15 protein-coding genes and 1 pseudogene are annotated in these 18,239 nt (G+C 74.2%); 7 read left to right on the top strand and 9 right to left on the bottom strand.

Features of this window, described 5'->3' with window-relative positions; all coding sequences use genetic code 11:
* Positions 1–475, bottom strand: a pseudogene (locus tag AB0K25_RS21755) (hypothetical protein); the annotation flags it as partial.
* Positions 476–573: 98 nt separating this feature from the next.
* Between AB0K25_RS21755 and AB0K25_RS21760 the strand changes: the two are divergent.
* Positions 574–1,083, top strand: coding sequence for an NUDIX domain-containing protein (locus AB0K25_RS21760; RefSeq protein WP_219461990.1), 510 nt, complete (start codon positions 574–576; stop codon positions 1,081–1,083).
* A gap of 37 nt (positions 1,084–1,120) precedes the next feature.
* Here the strand turns inward: AB0K25_RS21760 and AB0K25_RS21765 are convergent, their stop codons facing one another.
* The 4 genes from AB0K25_RS21765 to AB0K25_RS21780 form a co-directional block, all read right to left on the bottom strand.
* A complete protein-coding gene (locus AB0K25_RS21765; RefSeq protein WP_363822300.1) occupies positions 1,121–3,340 on the bottom strand; it encodes a glycoside hydrolase N-terminal domain-containing protein in 2,220 nt (739 codons plus the stop codon).
* The gene (locus AB0K25_RS21770; protein WP_357533458.1) at positions 3,337–4,395 is read right to left on the bottom strand and encodes a LacI family DNA-binding transcriptional regulator; all 1,059 of its coding nucleotides are present in this window, start codon (positions 4,393–4,395) and stop codon (positions 3,337–3,339) included. Before AB0K25_RS21770 ends, AB0K25_RS21765 begins: the two co-directional genes overlap by 4 nt.
* A complete protein-coding gene (locus AB0K25_RS21775) occupies positions 4,392–6,869 on the bottom strand; it encodes a glycoside hydrolase family 3 C-terminal domain-containing protein (protein WP_363822303.1) in 2,478 nt (825 codons plus the stop codon). Before AB0K25_RS21775 ends, AB0K25_RS21770 begins: the two co-directional genes overlap by 4 nt.
* A gap of 234 nt (positions 6,870–7,103) precedes the next feature.
* Positions 7,104–8,324 carry an ROK family transcriptional regulator gene (locus AB0K25_RS21780; RefSeq protein ID WP_363822306.1) on the bottom strand — a complete coding sequence of 407 codons (1,221 nt, stop codon included), beginning with the start codon at positions 8,322–8,324 and terminating at the stop codon, positions 7,104–7,106.
* A 415-nt stretch (positions 8,325–8,739) separates the two neighbouring features.
* Between AB0K25_RS21780 and AB0K25_RS21785 the strand changes: the two genes are divergently transcribed.
* Positions 8,740–10,770: a beta-galactosidase gene (locus AB0K25_RS21785; RefSeq protein ID WP_219461999.1), complete on the top strand. Its 2,031-nt coding sequence runs from the start codon at positions 8,740–8,742 to the stop codon at positions 10,768–10,770.
* 83 nt (positions 10,771–10,853) lie between these two features.
* Positions 10,854–12,140 carry an O-antigen ligase family protein gene (locus AB0K25_RS21790; protein ID WP_308290739.1) on the top strand — a complete coding sequence of 429 codons (1,287 nt, stop codon included), beginning with the start codon at positions 10,854–10,856 and terminating at the stop codon, positions 12,138–12,140.
* 5 nt (positions 12,141–12,145) lie between these two features.
* Here the strand turns inward: AB0K25_RS21790 and AB0K25_RS21795 are convergent, their stop codons facing one another.
* Positions 12,146–12,796: a LysE family translocator gene (locus AB0K25_RS21795; protein WP_363822308.1), complete on the bottom strand. Its 651-nt coding sequence runs from the start codon at positions 12,794–12,796 to the stop codon at positions 12,146–12,148.
* Positions 12,797–12,936: 140 nt separating this feature from the next.
* On the opposite strand from AB0K25_RS21795, the gene AB0K25_RS21800 reads away from it, so the two are divergent.
* Together AB0K25_RS21800 and AB0K25_RS21805 are read left to right on the top strand one after the other, a co-directional pair.
* On the top strand, positions 12,937–13,485 hold the full coding sequence (locus AB0K25_RS21800; protein WP_219462005.1) for a GNAT family N-acetyltransferase: 549 nt from the start codon (positions 12,937–12,939) through the stop codon (positions 13,483–13,485).
* Between the two features lie 96 nt (positions 13,486–13,581).
* Positions 13,582–14,055, top strand: a complete 474-nt coding sequence (locus AB0K25_RS21805) for a DUF1992 domain-containing protein (protein WP_357533451.1) — start codon at positions 13,582–13,584, stop codon at positions 14,053–14,055.
* 46 nt (positions 14,056–14,101) lie between these two features.
* On the opposite strand, the gene AB0K25_RS21810 is transcribed toward AB0K25_RS21805, so the two are convergent.
* Both AB0K25_RS21810 and AB0K25_RS21815 read right to left on the bottom strand, forming a co-directional pair.
* Positions 14,102–14,686 (bottom strand): maleylpyruvate isomerase N-terminal domain-containing protein, encoded by a 585-nt coding sequence (locus AB0K25_RS21810; RefSeq protein ID WP_357533449.1) that lies wholly within the window; start codon positions 14,684–14,686, stop codon positions 14,102–14,104.
* 52 nt (positions 14,687–14,738) lie between these two features.
* Complete coding sequence (locus AB0K25_RS21815) at positions 14,739–15,635, bottom strand: NAD(P)H-binding protein (RefSeq protein ID WP_363822311.1); 897 nt, start codon at positions 15,633–15,635, stop codon at positions 14,739–14,741.
* An 88-nt stretch (positions 15,636–15,723) separates the two neighbouring features.
* Here AB0K25_RS21815 and AB0K25_RS21820 point away from each other — a divergent pair, with 88 nt between their 5' ends.
* Positions 15,724–16,452: a TetR/AcrR family transcriptional regulator gene (locus tag AB0K25_RS21820; RefSeq protein WP_357533445.1), complete on the top strand. Its 729-nt coding sequence runs from the start codon at positions 15,724–15,726 to the stop codon at positions 16,450–16,452.
* 158 nt (positions 16,453–16,610) lie between these two features.
* Here the strand turns inward: AB0K25_RS21820 and AB0K25_RS21825 are convergent, their stop codons facing one another.
* The gene (locus AB0K25_RS21825) at positions 16,611–16,802 is read right to left on the bottom strand and encodes a hypothetical protein (RefSeq protein WP_357533443.1); all 192 of its coding nucleotides are present in this window, start codon (positions 16,800–16,802) and stop codon (positions 16,611–16,613) included.
* A 105-nt stretch (positions 16,803–16,907) separates the two neighbouring features.
* Here AB0K25_RS21825 and AB0K25_RS21830 point away from each other — a divergent pair, with 105 nt between their 5' ends.
* A complete protein-coding gene (locus AB0K25_RS21830; RefSeq protein WP_363822314.1) occupies positions 16,908–17,855 on the top strand; it encodes an alpha/beta hydrolase in 948 nt (315 codons plus the stop codon).
* Positions 17,856–18,239: the final 384 nt, after the last annotated feature.

Genomic DNA, 18,239 nt, shown 5'->3' on the forward strand with positions numbered 1-18,239 from the left:
TCCTGAGCTGGCCGCCCACCGCCGACGGCGAGATCGTGGTGGACAACCGGGCAGCCGGGGTCACCCGGGCCCGGGTCTCCTGCCGGGCCCGGGTGGTCTCCGCGGCGGCCGTCTCGGCGGCTTCGCGGGCCTCGTCGCGGGCGGCGTGGGCCTGGGCGATGGCGGTGGCGGCGTCGGCGCGGGCCTGGGCGAGTTGCCGTTCCACCCCGACCGGGGACAACTCGGCGTGCAGCGCCTCGGTGAGGGTTTCCACCACCTGGTCGAGGCGGTCGACGGCCTCCCAGGTGCGGGCCACCTGGCCGGGCAGGCCGGGGGCGTTGCGGTGGCGCATCCGGGAGTTGCGTGACGCCCGTTGGCAGGCGCCGTCGTTGTCCCGGCAGTAGCGGAACGGGCGTCCCGCGCCGGCACGTTGCGGCACGTCACGTCCACAGTGCGCGCAGGGGCGCAGGTCGGTGGGGGAGGGCTGCGGGTCCATCGCCGGGCAAGTCTAGAGGCTGCACCCGGCCCAGGGTGCGGCGGCGTCGCGCGGGCGTCGGGATGGTCCACCGGTACCACGACCGTTACCGTGGGCCGGTGGCCGTCTCCCCGTACATCGTGAAGTTGCGTGCCCACGTCGGGCACGACCTGTTGCTGCTGCCCGGGGTGACCGGGGTGGTCCGTGACGACGCGGGTCGGGTGCTGCTGGCCCGTCGGGGCGACAACGGCCGCTGGTCGCTGCCGGCCGGGGTGGTCGACCCGGGTGAGCAGCCCGCCGAGGCCGTCGTGCGGGAGGTGTGGGAGGAGACCGGGGTACGGGTCGTCGTCGACCGGATCGCGGGGGTCGCCACCCACCCGGTGGTCTACCCCAACGGCGACGCCTGCGAGTACCTCAACGTGTGGTTCCGGTGCCGGCCGGTCGGTGGGTGGCCCCGCGCGGACGGTGATGAGTCCACCGAGGTCGGCTGGTTCACCCCCGACGCGTTGCCGGAGTTGGACGAGTGGGCGCGGTTGCGGCTGGACACGGCCGCCGCCCCCGACGACGCCCCCTGGTATGCGCGGCCCGGTGAGCGGCATCCCGCCCTGTGTCGACCCGACGCGCTGTGACCCACCGACGCGCTGTGTCCGGCCGGAGGTGTGCCGCTCACCCGGTGCCGGCCGGCCGACCGTCGAAGGCCACCCGCACCGCCGTGCCCGCCGGCAGGTCACAGACGGCGTCGCCGTAGGGGCTGCGCACCCGTACCCGCTGAGCGGACACGGCGACCAGGCGGGCGGTGACCCGACCCTCGTCCCAGGTCAGCTCCTCGACGGTGATCCGCCCCCGGCAGGTCACCCCGCGCAGCGTCCCCCGGGTCAGGCCCGGTGGCAGCGCCGGCAGCAGCCGCAGCAGCCCCGGCCGGGACTGCACCAGCGCCTCGATCAGCACCGCCGGCAGGGTGTGCGCGGCGTCGGCGTTGTAGGTCACCCGGCCCGGGTTGTGCGCACTCATCAGCGACCGGAAGAACATGTCCGCCGCGACGATGCGCCGCAGGTACGCCCCGACCAGTGGCCCGTCGCCCAACCGGGCCGCCACCAGGGCCCGGTGCAGGGTGCCGTGCGCGGAGCCGTCCTCGTCGCCGCGGACCGTCAACGCCCGGTGCGCCGCCGCCGCCAACTCCGGGGTGTCGTCGGGGTCGACCTCCCCGGTCGGCCACACCGGATAGAGGTGGCTGACGTGCCGGTGGTCGTCGTCGGGGCGGTAGCCGGGCCACGCCCACTCGGCCAGCGCACCCCGCTCGTCGATGCGGTAGCCGGGCAGCCGGTCCCGGGTAGCCGCCCACCGCTGCGACCCGGTCACCTCGGCGGCGACCGTCATGGCGTGCCGGGCGGCGGCGACGTCCATGGTGGCGTTCACCGCGACGGGCACCGGCCGCCCGGTGTCGTCGAGCGGCCCGGTCTCCGGCGAGTACGACGGCACCAGCGCCGGCTGCCCGTCGACGTCGGTGAGCACGTCGGTGAAGAAGTCGGCGACCTCGGCCAGCCACCCCGCCACCTCCCCCAGTGGCTCCCCGGTCACCTGGTGGTGCTCGTACAGCGGGTGCAGTAGCCAGTGCGCACCGGTCAGCCAGGCGGTGAACGGCCAGTGCGGGTGGACGTGGAACAGGTGCCCGTGTTCGCCGTCGGTGCGGCTGGGCGCCAGCAGGCCCCGCGCCCCGTAGACGGCGCGGGCGTTGTCCCGCCAGTGGTCGACCTGGGCGCGGACCAGCCGGGCGTGCGCGGCGGTCACCTCGGGCAGCGCGCCGACGTTCGCGCCGGCCAGTTGCAGGTTGAGGTTGGCGTCGGTGGTGAAGTCCCCCGCCCAGGCGGCGTCCCAGGACCCCGTCCAGATCCCGGTCAGCCGGGGCGGCAGCACCCCGCTGGCACTGAACAGCAGGTACCGGCCGGCGTGGAAGAGCCGTTCCAGCAGGGCCGGGTCCAACCGGTCGGCGGCGACCTGCCGGGCGGTCAGCACACCGACGGGCAGGTCCCGGTCCGCCGCCGGCACCGCCAGGTCCAGGTCGACGCGCTGGTACGGGCCGGTGTGCCGGGCGACGTGCCGGGCCAGCAGGGTCGGGTAGTCGTCCGGGCCGGCGGCCAGCCGACGTTCCTGCGCGGCGGTGCGCCACCGGGGGCTGCGGGTGCGGTCCAGGACGGTGGTCAGCAGCGCCGGCCCGTGCACCAGCACCCGGTCGCCGGCGGGTTCGGCATCCCCCCGGACCAGGGTCACCCCCTCGAACCCGTACGCCCCGCCGACGTCCGGGTAGCGGCCGCGTACCCGCAGGAACACCAGCCCGTCGTGGCGGTAGGCGGTGGTGTCGTAGTGCACCGTGTCGGGGCGGCCGGGCAGGTCACCGGTGGCCCCGACGACACACCCGCCCTGGTCGAGGTGGGTGACGACGAGCCGGTCGGCGCGGGAGACGAAGCTGCGTCGCCGTCGCCCGGACCACGACACCACCACCTCACCGGTGCGGAAGTCGGTGTGCCGCCGGTAGTCACGCACCGGGGCGGGTGCGGCGTCGACGGTCAACGCGAAGCCCGGGTGGTACGGCTGGGTCCACGCCAGCTCCCGGCCGCCGGTGAGCAGTTCGCCGGCCTCGGCCCGCCGGCCGGTGAGGACCAGTTCCCGGATCCGGGGCAGCAGCGCGGCCAGCTGCGGTGCCCGCGCGTCGTGGGTGCCGTTGGGCAGCACGAACCGGTGGTGGTTGAGCACGAGCCGCTCGGCGTGCGGTTCGCCGTGCACCATCAGCCCGTACTCGCCGTTGCCGGTGAGGAACGCGTCGGGCCAGTCGACGGCGGGGGCGTCGTCCCAGATCCGGTGTTCTGCCGGTGGTGGCCCGCAGGTCACGGCCGGGCCCGCACGGTCGGTGCGACGGTGCTGTCCCGGATGGTCAGCCGGGGCGGCAGCAGGGTCACCTCCGGCACCGCCTCGTCGTGCAGTTTGCGCATCAGCAACGCCACCGCCTGCCGGCCGATCTCCTCGGCTGGCACCGGTACCGAGGTGAGCCGGGGCCCGGCCTGCTCGGCGAACTGGTCGGGGCAGATCGCCACCACCGACATGTCCTGCGGCACCCGCCGGCCGAGGGTGGGCAGGCAGGCCAGCACCGGCCCCACCGCCGCCTCGTTCTGCACCACCAGCGCGGACAGGTCGGGGTGCCGGTCGAGCAGGTCGGCGAGTTCCTGCCGGATCGAGGCGGGTCCCTCCTCGAAGGGTTGGGTGACGACGGTGACGCCGTGCCGGTCGGCGGCGGCGGCCACCCCGGCGCGGGTGCGGTGGGCGAACCCGGTGCCCCGGTCGTAGACGGCGGCGGGGGCGCCGAGCAGCGCCACCCGGCGGTGCCCGAGCCGGGCCAGGTGTTCCACGCACACCTGCCCGGCGCGGTGGAAGTCCAGGTCCACGCAGGTCAGGCCGGTCGGGTCGGCGGGGACACCGATCAGGACGCTGGGTCGGGTCAGGTCCCGCAGCAGCGGCACCCGGGAGTCGTCCAGCTCGACGTCCATCACCAGCATCCCGTCGACCATGGCGCTGCCGGCGATGCGGCGTAGCCCGGCCGGTCCCTCGTCGGAGGTGACCAGCAGGACGTCGTGGTCGAAGCGGCGGGCCGTGGTGACGACCGCGATGGCGAACTGCATCACCACCGGCACCTGCATGCCGGCGCGCAGCGGCAGCACCAGCGCGATGGTGTTGGCCCGGCGGCTGGCCAGTGCCCGCGCCCCGGCGTTGGGGTGGTAGCCCAACTCCCGGATGCTGGCCAGCACCCGGGTGCGGGTCACCTCGGAGATGGCTCGTTTGCCGCTGAGGACGTACGACACGGTGCTGACGGCGACCCCGGCGTGCCGGGCGACGTCGACGATGGTGACCTGGTCGGGTGACTTGCGTCCGCGCCCGGGTGCGCCGGTCACCGGGTACCGCCGCCGGCCGGGACCGCCGGGCGGGACTGCTGCGGGGCGGGGCGGGCGTGTACGGTCACCGCGCCGACGGCCCGGATGTCACGGGAGGAACGGCCGACCAGCAGGGTGTGGGTGGCGTCCTCCACGACGGGGCCGTCGCGGTGTTCGTCCCACCAGGACAGGTCGGTGGTGCGCAGCCGCAGGGTGACCCGCTGGTGTTCGCCGGGGGCGAGGGTGAGCCGGGCGAAGTCGCGCAGCTGCCGCAGGGGCTGCTTGACCCGGGAGTGTCGCTGCCGGGTGTAGAGCTGCACGATCTCCGTACCTTCCCGGTCGCCGGTGTTGCTCACCTCGACGCTCACCTCGACCTCGTCGCCGACGGGCACTGTCGGTGCGCTCACCTGCAGGTCAGCGTAGTCGAACCGGGTGTAGCTGAGGCCGTGGCCGAACGGGTACAGCGGTTCGCCCCGGTAGTAGAGGTAGGTGCTGTCCGCGCCGATGACGTCGTAGTCGAGCAGGTCGGGCAGGTCGGCGGTGTCGGCGTACCAGGTCTGGGTGAGCCGGCCGGCGGGGTCGGCGTCGCCGAGGAGCACCTGCGCGAGGGCGGTGCCGTGTTCCTGCCCGCCGTGCGCCGACCACAGCACCGCCGAGACGTGTTCCTGCGCCCACCCCACCGCGTACGGGTAGCTGCTGGTGAGCACCAGCACGGTGCGCGGGTTGGCCGCGTGTACGGCGCGCAGCAGCCGGTCCTGTCCGGCGGGCAGGTCCAGGTCGACCCGGTCCTCGGTCTCCCGGCCGTTGACCATCGGGTGGTTGCCCAGGACGACGACCGCCACGTCGGCGGCGGCGGCCAACGCGGCGGCCTCGGCCACTCCGTCGGCGACGAGTTCGACGGTGAATCCGGTGGCGGTGTCCGGGTCGGTGGCGTCGGCGCGTAACCGTCCGTCGTCGCCGACCCGCACGTACGCGCCGGTGGCGAGGTGGTGCAGCAGGGTCGTGCCGTCGGGGCGGTGGTGCAACCGGAAGGTCTCCCGCACGATCCAGCCGCCCGGTCCGGGCCGGTCGTTGATCAACGTTCCGTCGTCGTCGACGCCGACGTGCCGGCCGTTGGCCACGGCGCGGAGCGCCACCACGTCGCGTCCCCAGTCGAACACGTCGAACCAGGTGCCGTCGCGGCCCTCGTCGGCGGTCAGCGGTCCCCCCTCGGACGAGCGGGGGCAGCGGACGTGCCGGTTGCCGACGCGCAACGCGATCCGGTCGGCGCCGGGGTGGTGGGTGACCGTCGGCAGCGCCCGGGCGAGGCCCTCCCGGACGGTGACCGTGTAGGGCAGGGTGCCGCTGTACCAGTCGGTGTGGACGGTGTCGGCGAGCGGGCCGAGCACCGCCACCCGGGTCGTCGGGTCGGTCGGCAGGGGCAGCAGCCCGTCGTTGCGGAGCAGCACGACCGACTGGCGGGCGGCCTCCCGGGCCAGGTCCCGGTGGGTGGGGCTGTCGAGCACGTCGGGGGACACCCCGGCGAACGGGTCCTGCCCGGGTGGATCCAGGTCACCCAGCCTGATCCGGACGGTGAGGATGCGCCGCACCGCCCGGTCCACGTCGGACTCGTCGATGAGCCCCCGGTCGAGGGCTTCGGTGAGCCGTCGGATGGTCTGTCCGCTGTCGGTGTCGTCCTCGGTGAAGTTGTCGATGCCGGCGCGTAGGGCGGCGGCGAAACCGGTGACGTGGTCGGGCAGGTGACCCTGCACCCCGGCGATGTTGGTGACCGCCCCGGCGTCGCCGACGACCATCACCTCGTCGGTGGTCCACCGCCGCAGTTCGTCGTTCAGTAGTGGGCTCAGGTGCGCGGGAACCCCGTTGACCAGGTTGTACGAGGCCATCACGGCGACTGCCGCACCGGCGGCGAGCGGGGCGCGGAACGCGGGCAGTTCGTACTCGTGCAGCACCCGGGGTGGCAGGTCGCTGGAGGTGGTGGCCCGGTCGGTCTCGTTGTTGTAGCCGAGGAAGTGCTTGACCGTCGGGGCGGTACGCAGCCGGTGGGGGTGGTCGCCGCGGAGCCCGAACGCGTAGGCGGTGGCGAGGCGGCCGGTCAGCCACGGGTCCTCCGACCAGCCTTCCTCGTTGCGGCCCCACCGGGGGTCGCGCAGCGGGTTGACCACCGGTGCCCACACGTTGAGCCCGACGGCGGCCGGGTCGGCCTGGTGTTTGACCCGGACCTCGTCGCCGGCGGCGGCGCCCACCGCCCGGATCAGGTCGGGGTTCCAGCTGCTGGCCAGGCCGACGACCTGGGGGAAGACGGTGGCCGGGCCGAGCCAGGCGACCCCGTGCAGCGCCTCGGTGCCGGTGCGGAATCCGGGTAGGCCCAGGCGTGGCACCGGGGCCTGCCACTGGTGCAGCAGGCCGATCTTCTCCGGCAGGGTGAGCCGGGCCAGCAGGTCGTCGGCGTGCCCGGCGGGGGACGGGCCGGTGGCGCGGTCGGTGGGGTCGTTCATGCGGTTACCTTCCGGTGGGCTCGCGGTGAGGCGCCGGCCGGCGGTCGAAGCGCTTCGACGGCCATGGTGACGTGCGGCATCGCGTCGTGGTGGCTGCGGCGGTCGTCGGCCCGGAGCGGCGAAGCGCTTCGACGATCGCGGAGAACATGCCGCCCCGGGTGCCCGAAACGACGGGGCGGCGGTTCGAGGTTGGCACCTGCGCGTCGGTCGGTCAAGGGGTGACCGGCACCCGGATCAGGCGGTGGGGAGTCGACCGGCCTCGATGGTGGCCAGCGCGGCGGCGGCGCCGCCCAGCGCGGCGGCGGCGGAGTCCAGCGTGGAGGCTTCCAGGCGGCACCCGCCGGCCTGCGGGGCGAGGGTGCGGGCGGCCAGCTCGATGCGGGCGGCCGGCAGCAGCCAGGGCGCCAGGGTGGCGAAGTGTCCGCCCACCACGATCGCCTCGGGGTTGAGCAGGTTGGCCAGGATCGACGCCCCGTGCCCGAGGTGCCGGCCGATCTCGGCGAGCCCGGCCAGCACGGCCGGGTCCCCCTGCCGGGCCGACGCCACGATCCGGTCGAGTTCCGGCAGGTAGTCGGTGACCGGGCCGTCCCGCCCGGCGTCGGGCAGCAGCCGGTCGACCACGGCCGGTAGCGCGGTCGACGCGGCCAGGCAGCCGCGTCGACCGCACGGGCAGGGTGGTCCGGCCGGGTCGAGGCAGAGGTGGCCGAGTTCGCCGGCGTGGCCCCGGCCGCCGCGCAGCAGCCGGCCACCGGCGAGCACCCCGGCGCCGACGGAGATCCCGCCGGTGAGGTGGACCAGGTCGGTGGCTGCGGCGTACCCGCCGTGTCGCTGTTCGGCCAGGACGGCGAGGTTGGCGTCGGTGTCGACGGCCACGGTGAACCCGGTCTCCCGCAGCGCGGCCCGTAGGTCGGCGGCGAGCGGCACGTCCCGCCAGCCGAGTCCGCTGGCCAGGGGCACACCCCCGGCGGTGTCGACCAGGCCGGGCACCCCGACGGTGAGGCCGAGCACCGTTCGCCCCTGTCCGGTGGCCCGGCCGATCGCCCGCCGGGCCAGGGTGACCAGGGCCCGGACGGTCTCGGCGGGGGAGGCGGTCGGGGCGGGGAACGCCCGTCGCCAGGTGAGCAGCCGGTTGCCGCCCAGGTCCACGGCGACCACCACCAGGTCGTCCGCGCCGATCTGGAGGCCCAACGCGGCGTACGGGGCGCCGTCGAGGACGAGCATGGTGGCGGGCCGGCCGACCCGGTTGCCGGTCAGCCCGGTCTCGCGGACCAGCCGCCGGTCGAGCAGTTCGGTCACCAGACTCGACACGGTGGCCTTGTTGAGGCCGGTGGCGGCGGCGATGTCGGCCCGTGAGCAGGGTGCGTGCAGGCGGACGTGTCGCAGGACCACGGCCCGGTTGGCCACCCGGACGTCGCCCAGGTCGGTCGGCTGCGGTTCGTTGTGGATGCTGATCACGATCTGCCCGCTCCCTGCGCCCGACGGTGGGTGGTGCCGGTGCATCGTCGCCCACCGCCGGCCCCCCGCACGGGTACGCCGGTCGGCCGGTGGGCGACGATGCCCGGCGGGCCGGTGCACCGTCGGAAAGTCTGTTCGGCTGGAAACTCAACTAACTCTACCGGCCCCCGGTGGCGGGGTGTCCGGGCCGGTGTCACCCCGCCGGGGAAGGGTCGGCCACGATCGTCTCGTCCGGGACCAACGGTGGTCGGTACGGCATCGGCGTCTCCTCGGCAGCGCTCTGCGGCGGTACCGACAGTTTCTTTGCCTTCCCAACGAACTGTCAACGATTAGGTTTGATTGGACCACGATGCAACCGATTGACATGGGCAAATAGTCTTCATAGTTTGGACACCTATCAAACAAAGTCAACGGGATGGTGGGTATGTGGGACGACGGGCGGCTCTGCCACGGCGGTGACTACAACCCCGAGCAGTGGCCCGCCACCACCTGGCGCGAGGACGTCGCCCTGATGCGCCGGGCCCGGGTCAACCTGGTCACCGTCGGCGTCTTCGCCTGGTCCCGCCTGGAGCCAGCCCCCGGCCGCTACGACTTCGGCTGGCTCGACGAGGTGCTGGACCTGCTGCACGACGGCGGCATCCGGGTCGCCCTGGCCACCCCGACCGCCTCGCCGCCGCCCTGGTTCTCCCTGGCGCACCCCGACGCGCTGCCGGTCACCGCCGACGGCGTACGACTGCACCACGGCAGCCGCGACACCTACTGCGCCGCCGCACCCGCCTACCGGGCCGCCGCCCGGGGTATCGCCGCCACCCTCGCCGCCCGCTACGCCCACCACCCGGCGCTGGCGATGTGGCACGTGCACAACGAGTACGGCACCACCTGCCACTGCCCGCACACCGAGGCCGCGTTCCGCCGCTGGCTCGTCGACCACCACGGCGACCTGGACACCCTCAACGCCGCCTGGGCCACCAGTTTCTGGAGCCAGCACTACGCCGACTGGGCGTACGTGAGCACCCCCCGGGCCACCCAGTACCTCGGCAACCCCGGGCAGCTGCTGGACTTCCGGCGGTTCTGGTCCGACACCCTGCTCGCCGCGTACGTCGAACAACGCGACCTGCTCAAAGCGGCCAACCCGGCGATCCCCGTCACCACCAACTACGTCCTCGGCGACTGGGTGCCCGTCGACCACGCCCGCTGGGCCGCCGAGGTGGACCTCGTCGCCATCGACCACTACCCGTCGGCGGTCGACGGCGGCGCCGAGGAACAGACCGCCCTCGCCGCCGACCTGGCCCGCGGGTGGGCCCGACACGGACGCCTGCGGTCCGCCGACCCGGCCCGCGCCACCGCCCCGGCGACGTGGCTGCTGATGGAGAGCGCCGCCAGCCAGATCCACACCCCCGGCCGGGCACACACCAAGGAGCCCGGCCGGATGGCCCGGCACAGCCTTTCCCACGTCGCCCGCGGCTCCCGGGGGGCGATGTTCTTCCAGTGGCGGGCCCCGGCCGGCGGCGCGGAGCGCTTCCACTCCGCCCTGGTGCCGCACACCGGGGCCGACAGCCGGGTGTTCCGGGAGTCGGTACGCCTCGGTGAGCACCTCGACCGGCTCGCCGAGGTCACCGCGGGCGAGACGGCCGCATCCGTCGCACTGGCCACGGACGCCGCCAGCGGCTGGGCGCTGCGCCACCCCGGGATGCCGTCCGAGCTGCTCGACGGGCACGCCGAGCTGGCCGCCGCGCACCGGGCGCTGTGGCGGGCCGGGTACGGCTGCGACGTGGTCGTCCCCGGTGACCCCCTCGACCGGTACCGGCTGCTCGTCCTGCCCGCCCTCTACCTGGCCGACGACACCACCGCCGGCTGGGTCCGCGCCCACGTCGAAGCGGGCGGGCACCTGCTGGTCAGCTACCTCAGCGGGGTCGCCGACCCGCACGCCCGGGTCCACCTCGGCGGCTACCCCGGCGCCTACCGGGACCTGCTCGGCCTGCGGGTGGAGGAGTTCCATCCGCTCGCCGCCGACGAGCAGGTGCTGCTCTCCGGCGGCGGGACCGGCCGGATCTGGTCGGAGACCGTCCAGCTGCACGGCGCCGAGCCGGTCGGCACGTACGTCGGCGGGGTCCTCGACGGCCGACCGGCGGTGACCCGGCACCGGGTCGGCGACAGCACCGCCTGGTACGTGTCGACCCGACCCGACGACGCCACCTACCGTCGCCTGCTCACCGAGGCGGCCCGGACCGCCGGCGTGCACCCGGTCTGCCCGGACGCCCCACCCGGGGTGGAGGCGGTCCGCCGCACCGCACCCGGGGCGAGCTGGCTGTTCCTGCTCAACCACACCGACCGGCCGCAGCGGGTGCCGGCCGACGGGCTGGACCTGCTCACCGGCGTCCCCGCCGACGGGGCGGTGACCCTGCCCGCCGGTGCAGCGGCGGTGCTGCGCGAGCACCCCCGGTGACCCGCGGGTGGGTCCGCCGATGACACCCGTCACAGCCGGTCCGCCGATGACCACCCGGCCCGGCCCCGCCTACCCTTGCCCCGGTGTGGACGAGAAACACGGCACCGCAGCGGGCGCTACCCCTCTGGCCGCTGTACGCCATGTTCGCGGCGATGCCGTTGTGGTGGCTGCTCGGCGGCCTCTACCTGGGGTGGGCGCTGTTCGGGATGCTGCTGGCGGTGGTCCTGCTCACCCACGGCAAGGTGGTGTGGCCGCCCGGCTCGGCGTTGTGGTTCGTCCTCGTCGGGCTCGTCCTGATCAGCGCCACCCGACTGGAGAAGGCCAGTGGGCTGCTCGTCTACGGCCTGCGGCTCGGATTCGTGCTGACCGCCTTCGTGGTCTACCTGTACGTCTACACCGCCGCCCGGCAGGGAGCCCGGTGGGAACGGCTGTTCCAGCCGGTGCTGTTGTTCTGGCTGGGGATGGTGGCGCTCGGCTGGGTCGGCGTGCTGGCCCCCCGCCTGGCGTTGACCACCCCGGTGGAGTCGCTGCTACCCGACGGGCTGGCCGGGCAGCGGATGATCCGGGCGGTCACCCACGTGCACTCCACCGAGTTCAACCCCACCGGCCGTAACCCGTACTTCCGTACGGCGGCCCCGTACCCGTACACCAACAACTGGGGGACCGGCTTCGCGCTGCTCGTGCCGTGCGTGTTGGCGTACCTGTCGGCGGTGCGGACCGGCCCGCTGCGCCGGGTGCTGGTGGTGTCCCTGCCGTTGGCCCTGGTGCCGGCGTTCCTCACCCTCAACCGGGGCATGTTCATCGGCCTGGGGGTGGGGCTGGCCTACCTGGGGCTGCGGGCGCTGCTGCGCGGCGACGTCCGGCTCATCGGCACCATCACCGCCGGCGTGGCGGTGGCGTGGGTGATCACCCTGGTCGTCCCGGTCGGCGACATGATCATGAACAGGGTGGAGAACACCGACTCGACCCGCGACCGTGCCGACCTCTACCGGCAGACCCTCGACGCGGTCCTGCGTTCGCCGCTGCTCGGCTACGGCGCCCCGCGCAGCGCCGACACCACCACCGGCGCGGAGCCGCTCGGCACCCAGGGGCAGGTCTGGCTGACCATGTACAGCCACGGCGTCCCCGCGCTGCTGGCCCTGCTGGCGCTGCTCGTGGTGCTGGTCCGCAGCACGGCGGTCGCGGTGTCCGCCGCCGGCCGCTGGTTGAGCGTGGTGCCGGTGGTCGCCCTGGCCCTCGCCCCGTTCTACGGGTTCACCGACATGAACCTGTCGGTGATGTTCTTCGCCATCGCGCTGGCCGTGGCTGCCGTGGACGGCCCGGTGAACCGGGAACTACCGACGGCGGCGTCCCGACCGTCGCCGGTCTGAGCGGATCAGCCGCTGGCCACGGCCGCCCGGGACCGGTCGGCGGCGATCCGTACCGCCATCGCGGCGAGCACGCTGCCGGTCACCCACCGCTGGACCCGTGCCCAGCCCGGCCGGCGCACCAGGAACGCCGACACCGACCCGGCGGTCAACACGATCAGGGTGTTCACCGACAGGGCCACGACGATCTGGGTGCCACCGAGCAGCAGGCTCTGCACCGCCACGGCACCCCGGGTGGGATCGACGAACTGCGGCAGCAGCGACACGTACAAGATGGCGATCTTGGGGTTGAGCAGGTTGGTGAGCAGTCCCATGGCGAACAGCCGGCGCGGCCGGTCCACCGGCAGTTCCTGCGGGGTGAACGCCGACCGCCCACCCGGGCGCAACGTCCGCCACGCCAACCACAGCAGGTACGCCGCACCGGCCAGCTTCACCGCCGTGTACAGCGGCGGCACCAGCACGAAGACCGTGGCGATGCCGGCGACGGCGGCGGCCAGGTAGACCCCGAACCCGGCGGCCACCCCGAGCAGGGACACCAGCCCGGCCCGGCGGCCCTGGCTGACCGACCGCGACACCAGGTAGACCATGTTCGGCCCGGGGGTGAGCACCAGACCGAGCGCCACCAGGGCGATTCCCACCACCGCACCGACCGTGACCATCGCCGCCCCCGCTCCGCCGTCCCCGACCGCACCCTACGCCGCCGCGCCGTCACCGGCCGTCCCGGTACGACGTGACGCCGGCCCCGAACCCGGTAAGGCAGGGGTTCCGGACCGGCGGTGACAGCGGCCACACTGCTCAGATGTCGGTGACCCTGCGGACCGCCCCCACCGCCGCCGCCCCTGCACTGGTCCTGCGCTGGTGGCGCGACGACGACGTCGACGCCCTGGTCGAGGCGCACCGGGACCCGGAGCTGCGGGCCCGGACCCGCAACCCGTTGACCACCCCGGCGCAGGCGAGACGCTGGGTGGCCGGCAACCGGCAGGGCTGGGCGGCGGACCGCCGGTTCAGCTTCGCCGTCTGCGAGCCGCTGCCCGCCGGGGAACGACTGGTCGCCTGCGTCCTGCTCAAGGACGTGGTGCCGGGACGCGCCGACGCGGAGATCGGCTACTGGACGGCCGGGCCGGCCCGTGGCCGTGGCGTCGCGTCCCGGGCGGTGGACGCGGTGAGCCGCTGGGCGTTCACCCGGTTCGCCGCGACCGGGCTGACCCGGCTGGAACTGCTGCACCAGGTCGACAATCCGGCGTCCTGCCGGGTGGCGGAGAAGGCGGGGTTCCCCTTCGTCGAGGTGCTGCCAGCCCGGCCACCGTTTCCCCGCGACGGGCACCGCCACGTCCGCCACCGCGGCTGAGCCGGCCACCGGGCAGCCGGGAATGCCGGCCCCCGCGTCGGCGCTGCACCGGTGACGGCCAGGGCGGATACGGTGGACGTGTGGGAGGTGCCCGCGATGGTGGACGCGTGGGAGGCGGCGGTCGAGGCGCAGATCCGCAGCGCCCAGGAGCGCGGCGAGTTCGACAACCTGCCCGGCATGGGCAAACCGATCCCCGGCCGGGACCTCCCCTACGACGAGTCCTGGTGGATCAGGAGTTTCCTGGAGCGGGAGGCGCTGCCCACCGACCTGCTGCTGCCCACCCCGTTGCAGTTGCGACGCCGGGTCGAGCAGGTCCCCGACGAGGTCCGTGACCTGCCCACCGAGGAGTCGGTCCGGGAGTTCGTCGGGCTGCTCAACCAGGAGATCGTCGCCTGGCTGCGGTACCCCGAGGGCCCCCGGGTGGTGGTCCGCCCGGTCGACACCGAGGCGGTGCTGCGCCAGTGGCGGGCCCACCGCGCCGCCCGGAACGTCGCCGCCGGGGCCGCGCCGGCACGGGCGCTCCCGCCGCGTCCCGGGCGACGGTGGCGCTGGCCGTGGCGGCGGGCCTGAACGACCGCCGTCGACCCGCCGGTGCCCGATCCGGCCCGGCTGCGGCTCAGCCGACGGCGGCCCGCCAGGTCCAGTCGATGCGTCGCGGCCGGCCGTCCAGGGCGATCCGCCCGGTCATCCAGAGCAGCACGTCGGCCGGATCACCGGCGGGTGCGTCGGGGAACAGTCGTCCCAGCACCGCCGCGCTGGGCGCCGCCGGGGGCCGCCACGTCACCCCGAGCCCACCGGTGATGTCGTACGTGTGCAGCAGTGTCTCGGCGATGCCCATGGCGGCGAAGCCGGGCGGGTCGCAGGGCCCCCAGTGCCAGGCCCGGGTGTGCGCGGGCACGGTGTCGAGCGCGGCGGCGAGCAGCCCCCCGCAGGCGGCCACCACCACCAGCACCTGCGCCGGGGTGGCGTCGGGGCGTACCCGCAGGTCGAGCGGGAGGTAGGCGGTGTCGGGGCGGCCGGTGAGCTGGGTGGCGTAGCCGAGCAGGTCATGGGCGATGTGCGCGGCGGTCGTCCAGCACGACCAGTCCAGGTCACCGGCGGGAGCGGTCCAGTCCCGGTCGGTGTGCGGGCCGAGCGTGCGGGTCAGTTCGTCGATGGCGTCCCGGACCCCGCGACCGGTCAGCCGTTCCTCGGTGGGCATGCGACCGATCCTCGCACCACCGTGTCCCGTGCGCCGGGCCGTGTGGCGTGGCTCAGGCCCGACGTGCGGGCTGCGGGCCGGTGGCAGACGCGGCGGCCACGAGGGTTTCGAGCACCGACCGGGCGGGCGTCGGACGCCGGCCGAGGAGTGCCCCCAGGGTCGGGTCGGTGACGGCGAACTCGCCCCGCCGGGCCGCCCGGTACATGCCGAGGGTGAAGTCGGCGGCGGCCCCGGGCATGCCCCGGGCGACGGCGGTGGCCCGCCACTCGTCGTCGTCGAGGACGACCCGGGTGACGGTACGTCCGGTGAGGTCGGTGAGGATGCCGGCGACGTCCGCCAGGTCGAGCATCTCCCCGGCGGTCAACGCGGGGGTGACGCCGTCGAGCACGCCCTGACCGGTCAGCGCGATGGCGGCGGCCTCGGCCAGGTCGTCGTGCGCGGTCCAGGACACCGGCCCGTCGGCCGGTGCCACCAGGCGGCCGGTGGTCAGGGCGTCGCCGATGACGGACCCGAGGGCGCCGGCGTAGAAGCCGTTGCGCAGGGCGGTGAAGGGCACCCCGGTCGCGGCCAGGTGCTCCTCGGTGGCGGCGTGGGTGACCTGGGCGGGGAAGAGCGACTCGCGGGAGGCGGCCTGGTGGCTGGTGTAGAGGATGCGGGCGGCTCCCGCGGCGCGGGCGGCGTCGACGGCGGCCCGGTTCGCGGTGACCGCGTCGCCGCCCCGGATGGCGGCGGACACGATCAGCACCCGGTCGGCCCCGGCGAAGGCGTGCTCCAGCGTGGCGGGCTCGGTGAAGTCCCCCCGGCGGACCCGTACGCCGCGTTCGGCCAGGTGGGTGGCCTTGTCGACGTCGCGCACGCTCACCTGCACGGTGGTGGCGGGCACCCGGGCCAGCAGTTGGTCGACGATCCGGGAGCCGAGCTGCCCGGTGGCACCGGTGATGACGAACACGAGAGCGACCCCTTCGGCTAATCAACGTTACGCTGTAGACGTTAACACCGATATTTCGCCGCTAACAAGGGGCTGTTATCGTTGATTCGTGACCGTGACGCCCGACACCCCGCCCCGCGACGACGTGCGATCCGACATCGTCGCGGCAGCCGCCCGCCTGCTTCGTGAACACGGGGCACACGCGGTGACCACCCGGGCCGTCGCCCAGGCCGCAGGCGTACAGGCACCCACCATCTACCGGCTGTTCGGTGACAAGAACGGCCTCGTCGACGCCGTCGCCGAACACGTGCTGGCCAGCTACGTCGCCACCAAGACGCACCTCACGGATGCCGCCCCGCAGGACCCGGTGGCCGAGCTGCGCGCCGGGTGGCGTACGCACCTGGAGTTCGGCCTGGCCAACCCCGAGTTGTTCCGGTTGCTCGGCACGCGCGGGCCCGGCGACCCGTCACCGGCGTCGGTGGCGGGTCTCGCGGTGCTGCGCTCGCGGGTGCGCCGGCTCGCCGCCGCCGGCCTGCTGCGGGTCGACGAGCAGCGGGCCACCATGATGATCCACGCCGCCGGTACCGGCGTCATCCTCACCCTGCTGGGGACCCCCACGCCGGAACGCGACCCCGGACTGGGTGACGCCGTGTTCGACGCCGTCCTCGGCGGCATCCTCACCGCCGCCCCGGTGACCCCCGACCCGACCCTGCGCACCGTCGCGGTGACCCTCGCGGCGCTGACGCCGGACCTGCCCGGCCTCACCGACGCCGAACGCACGCTGTTGACCGAGTGGCTCGACCGGTCACTGGCCCGGCTGCGCCACCCGCAGCCGTAGCCGACCCGGACCCGCCGGCGTCCCGGTCCCGGGCAGCAGGGGCGGCGACGGCGGTACGGCAGGTGCACCGAAGCACGTCCGCAGCACGGCCTCGTGCGGCAGGGCGGCCCCGCAGAGCTCCTGGTAGAGCGTCGCCGCGCCGGTCCGACTGACGGGTGTCACCCGGGCCCGTAGCGCAGGCGCCGGCTGGTGGCCGACGCGTCGCACCACCGGCCCTCCGAGCGACTCCAGCCGCCACCCACCAGCCCGACGCAGGAGTGGTCCCCCGCGAGAAGGAACTCCTCGGCCAGCAACCCCTCGGGCTCGCCGACACCGTCGTGGACCACGTAGTAGTGCAGGGCCGTCGTCACCCGTCGATTGTCAGGCCGGTGGTGTGCGACCGCGATCCGGCTCACCGCAGCCGCCGCCCTACCCCTCCATTATCCCACGAGCGCATTCTTTCACTACAACAGGTAGTGGATTACGTGCGATCCGGTGACCGCTACGGTGCCGGCATGCTTACTGGCGAGGAGAAGTTCGTTCGTCGCGGGCACGTCCGGCTGTGGACCGAGCGTTTCGGCCACCCGGACCACCCCACCGTCCTATTGATCATGGGCACGTCCACCCAGGGCATCGGCTGGCCCGACGAGCTGGTGGAGGCACTGGTGGACAGTGGCCGGCAGGTGATCCGCTTCGATCACCGTGACACCGGCCGTTCCGACTCCGTCGATTTCACGGCGCACCCCTACGCGCTCGCCGACCTGGCGGCCGACGCGGCAGGTGTCCTGGACGGTCACGGCGTCACCGCCGCGCACGTCGTGGGGACGTCGCTGGGCGCGGCGATCGGGCAGTGGCTCGCCCTGCACCAGGCGTCACGGGTCCGCACGCTGACGGCGATGGCCTCCTCTCCGATGGGAAACAACCCCGGTCCGGCGTGGGCGCGGGCGATGGCGGGCCAACCGCCTGCGGCTGATGAACTCCCGCCGCCGACGGCGTGGTTCCTCGGCCATCTGATGGACGCGGCGAAGGCGCCCCGCGCGACGGCCCGTCAACGCGTGGACGCCGACGTGCGGACCTGGCGGGTGCTCAACGGTAGTGTCCTGCCCTTCGACGAGCCGGCTGCGCGGCGGTTCGTCGAGCACTGTCACCAGCGGGCCGACAACCTCGCTGCCGCCGCGAACCACGATCTGGCCGGCCGGCGCTGGGACCGCGACCGGCGGGCGGCGCTGTCTGGCATCACGGCCGCGACGTTGGTCCTGCACGGCAGCGACGACCCGCTGTTCCCGCCGGCCCACGGTGAGGCCGTCGCGGCGCAGATCCCCACCGCGCGGCTGGAGATCGTGCCCGGGATGGGCCACCACCCGTTCTTCTCGCCCGGGCTCACCGAACGGATCGCCGGCTCGATCATCCGCCACACGAGCTGAGTCGGCCCACCCCGCACCCGGGCCACGGCCCGGCACGGATCCTGCGTGGCCCGGGTGCGGTCGGTCCCGGCGGGAGCCACCGTGGTGACCATCCGGAGGGAGGACGTCCGGATGGTCACCCACCCACCTCTGCATTAATTAACGGATTACCAGTAATGAAAAACCAGCAATTGGATCAGCCAAAACGGGCATAACGGTGTAGCACCATAATGACTGTTCTGTTGTTTCCCGGTCCAGGTGCAGGGGTTGGCTATCCGCTGCGGTTGTCCTGCCCCGACGGGCACCGCCGCTACGCCGGTCCGGTCAGCGGCGGATCGATCGCCTCGGGGGTCACCGGGGTGAAGAAGTTGACCATGTTGCCGTCGGGGTCGCGGAAGAGCAGGG

The organism is Micromonospora sp. NPDC049257 (assembly GCF_040678915.1).
GTDB lineage: Bacteria > Actinomycetota > Actinomycetes > Mycobacteriales > Micromonosporaceae > Micromonospora > Micromonospora antibiotica.

Bases quoted from the DNA above. Each gene is read 5' to 3' on its own strand.
- AB0K25_RS21775 (WP_363822303.1), bottom strand. From the start codon at position 6,869: ATGAACGACCCCACCGACCGCGCCACCGGCCCGTCCCCCGCCGGGCAC.
- AB0K25_RS21785 (WP_219461999.1), top strand. From the start codon at position 8,740: ATGGTGGGTATGTGGGACGACGGGCGGCTCTGCCACGGCGGTGACTAC.
- AB0K25_RS21795 (WP_363822308.1), bottom strand. From the start codon at position 12,796: ATGGTCACGGTCGGTGCGGTGGTGGGAATCGCCCTGGTGGCGCTCGGT.
- AB0K25_RS21800 (WP_219462005.1), top strand. From the start codon at position 12,937: ATGTCGGTGACCCTGCGGACCGCCCCCACCGCCGCCGCCCCTGCACTG.
- AB0K25_RS21805 (WP_357533451.1), top strand. From the start codon at position 13,582: ATGGTGGACGCGTGGGAGGCGGCGGTCGAGGCGCAGATCCGCAGCGCC.
- AB0K25_RS21810 (WP_357533449.1), bottom strand. From the start codon at position 14,686: ATGCCCACCGAGGAACGGCTGACCGGTCGCGGGGTCCGGGACGCCATC.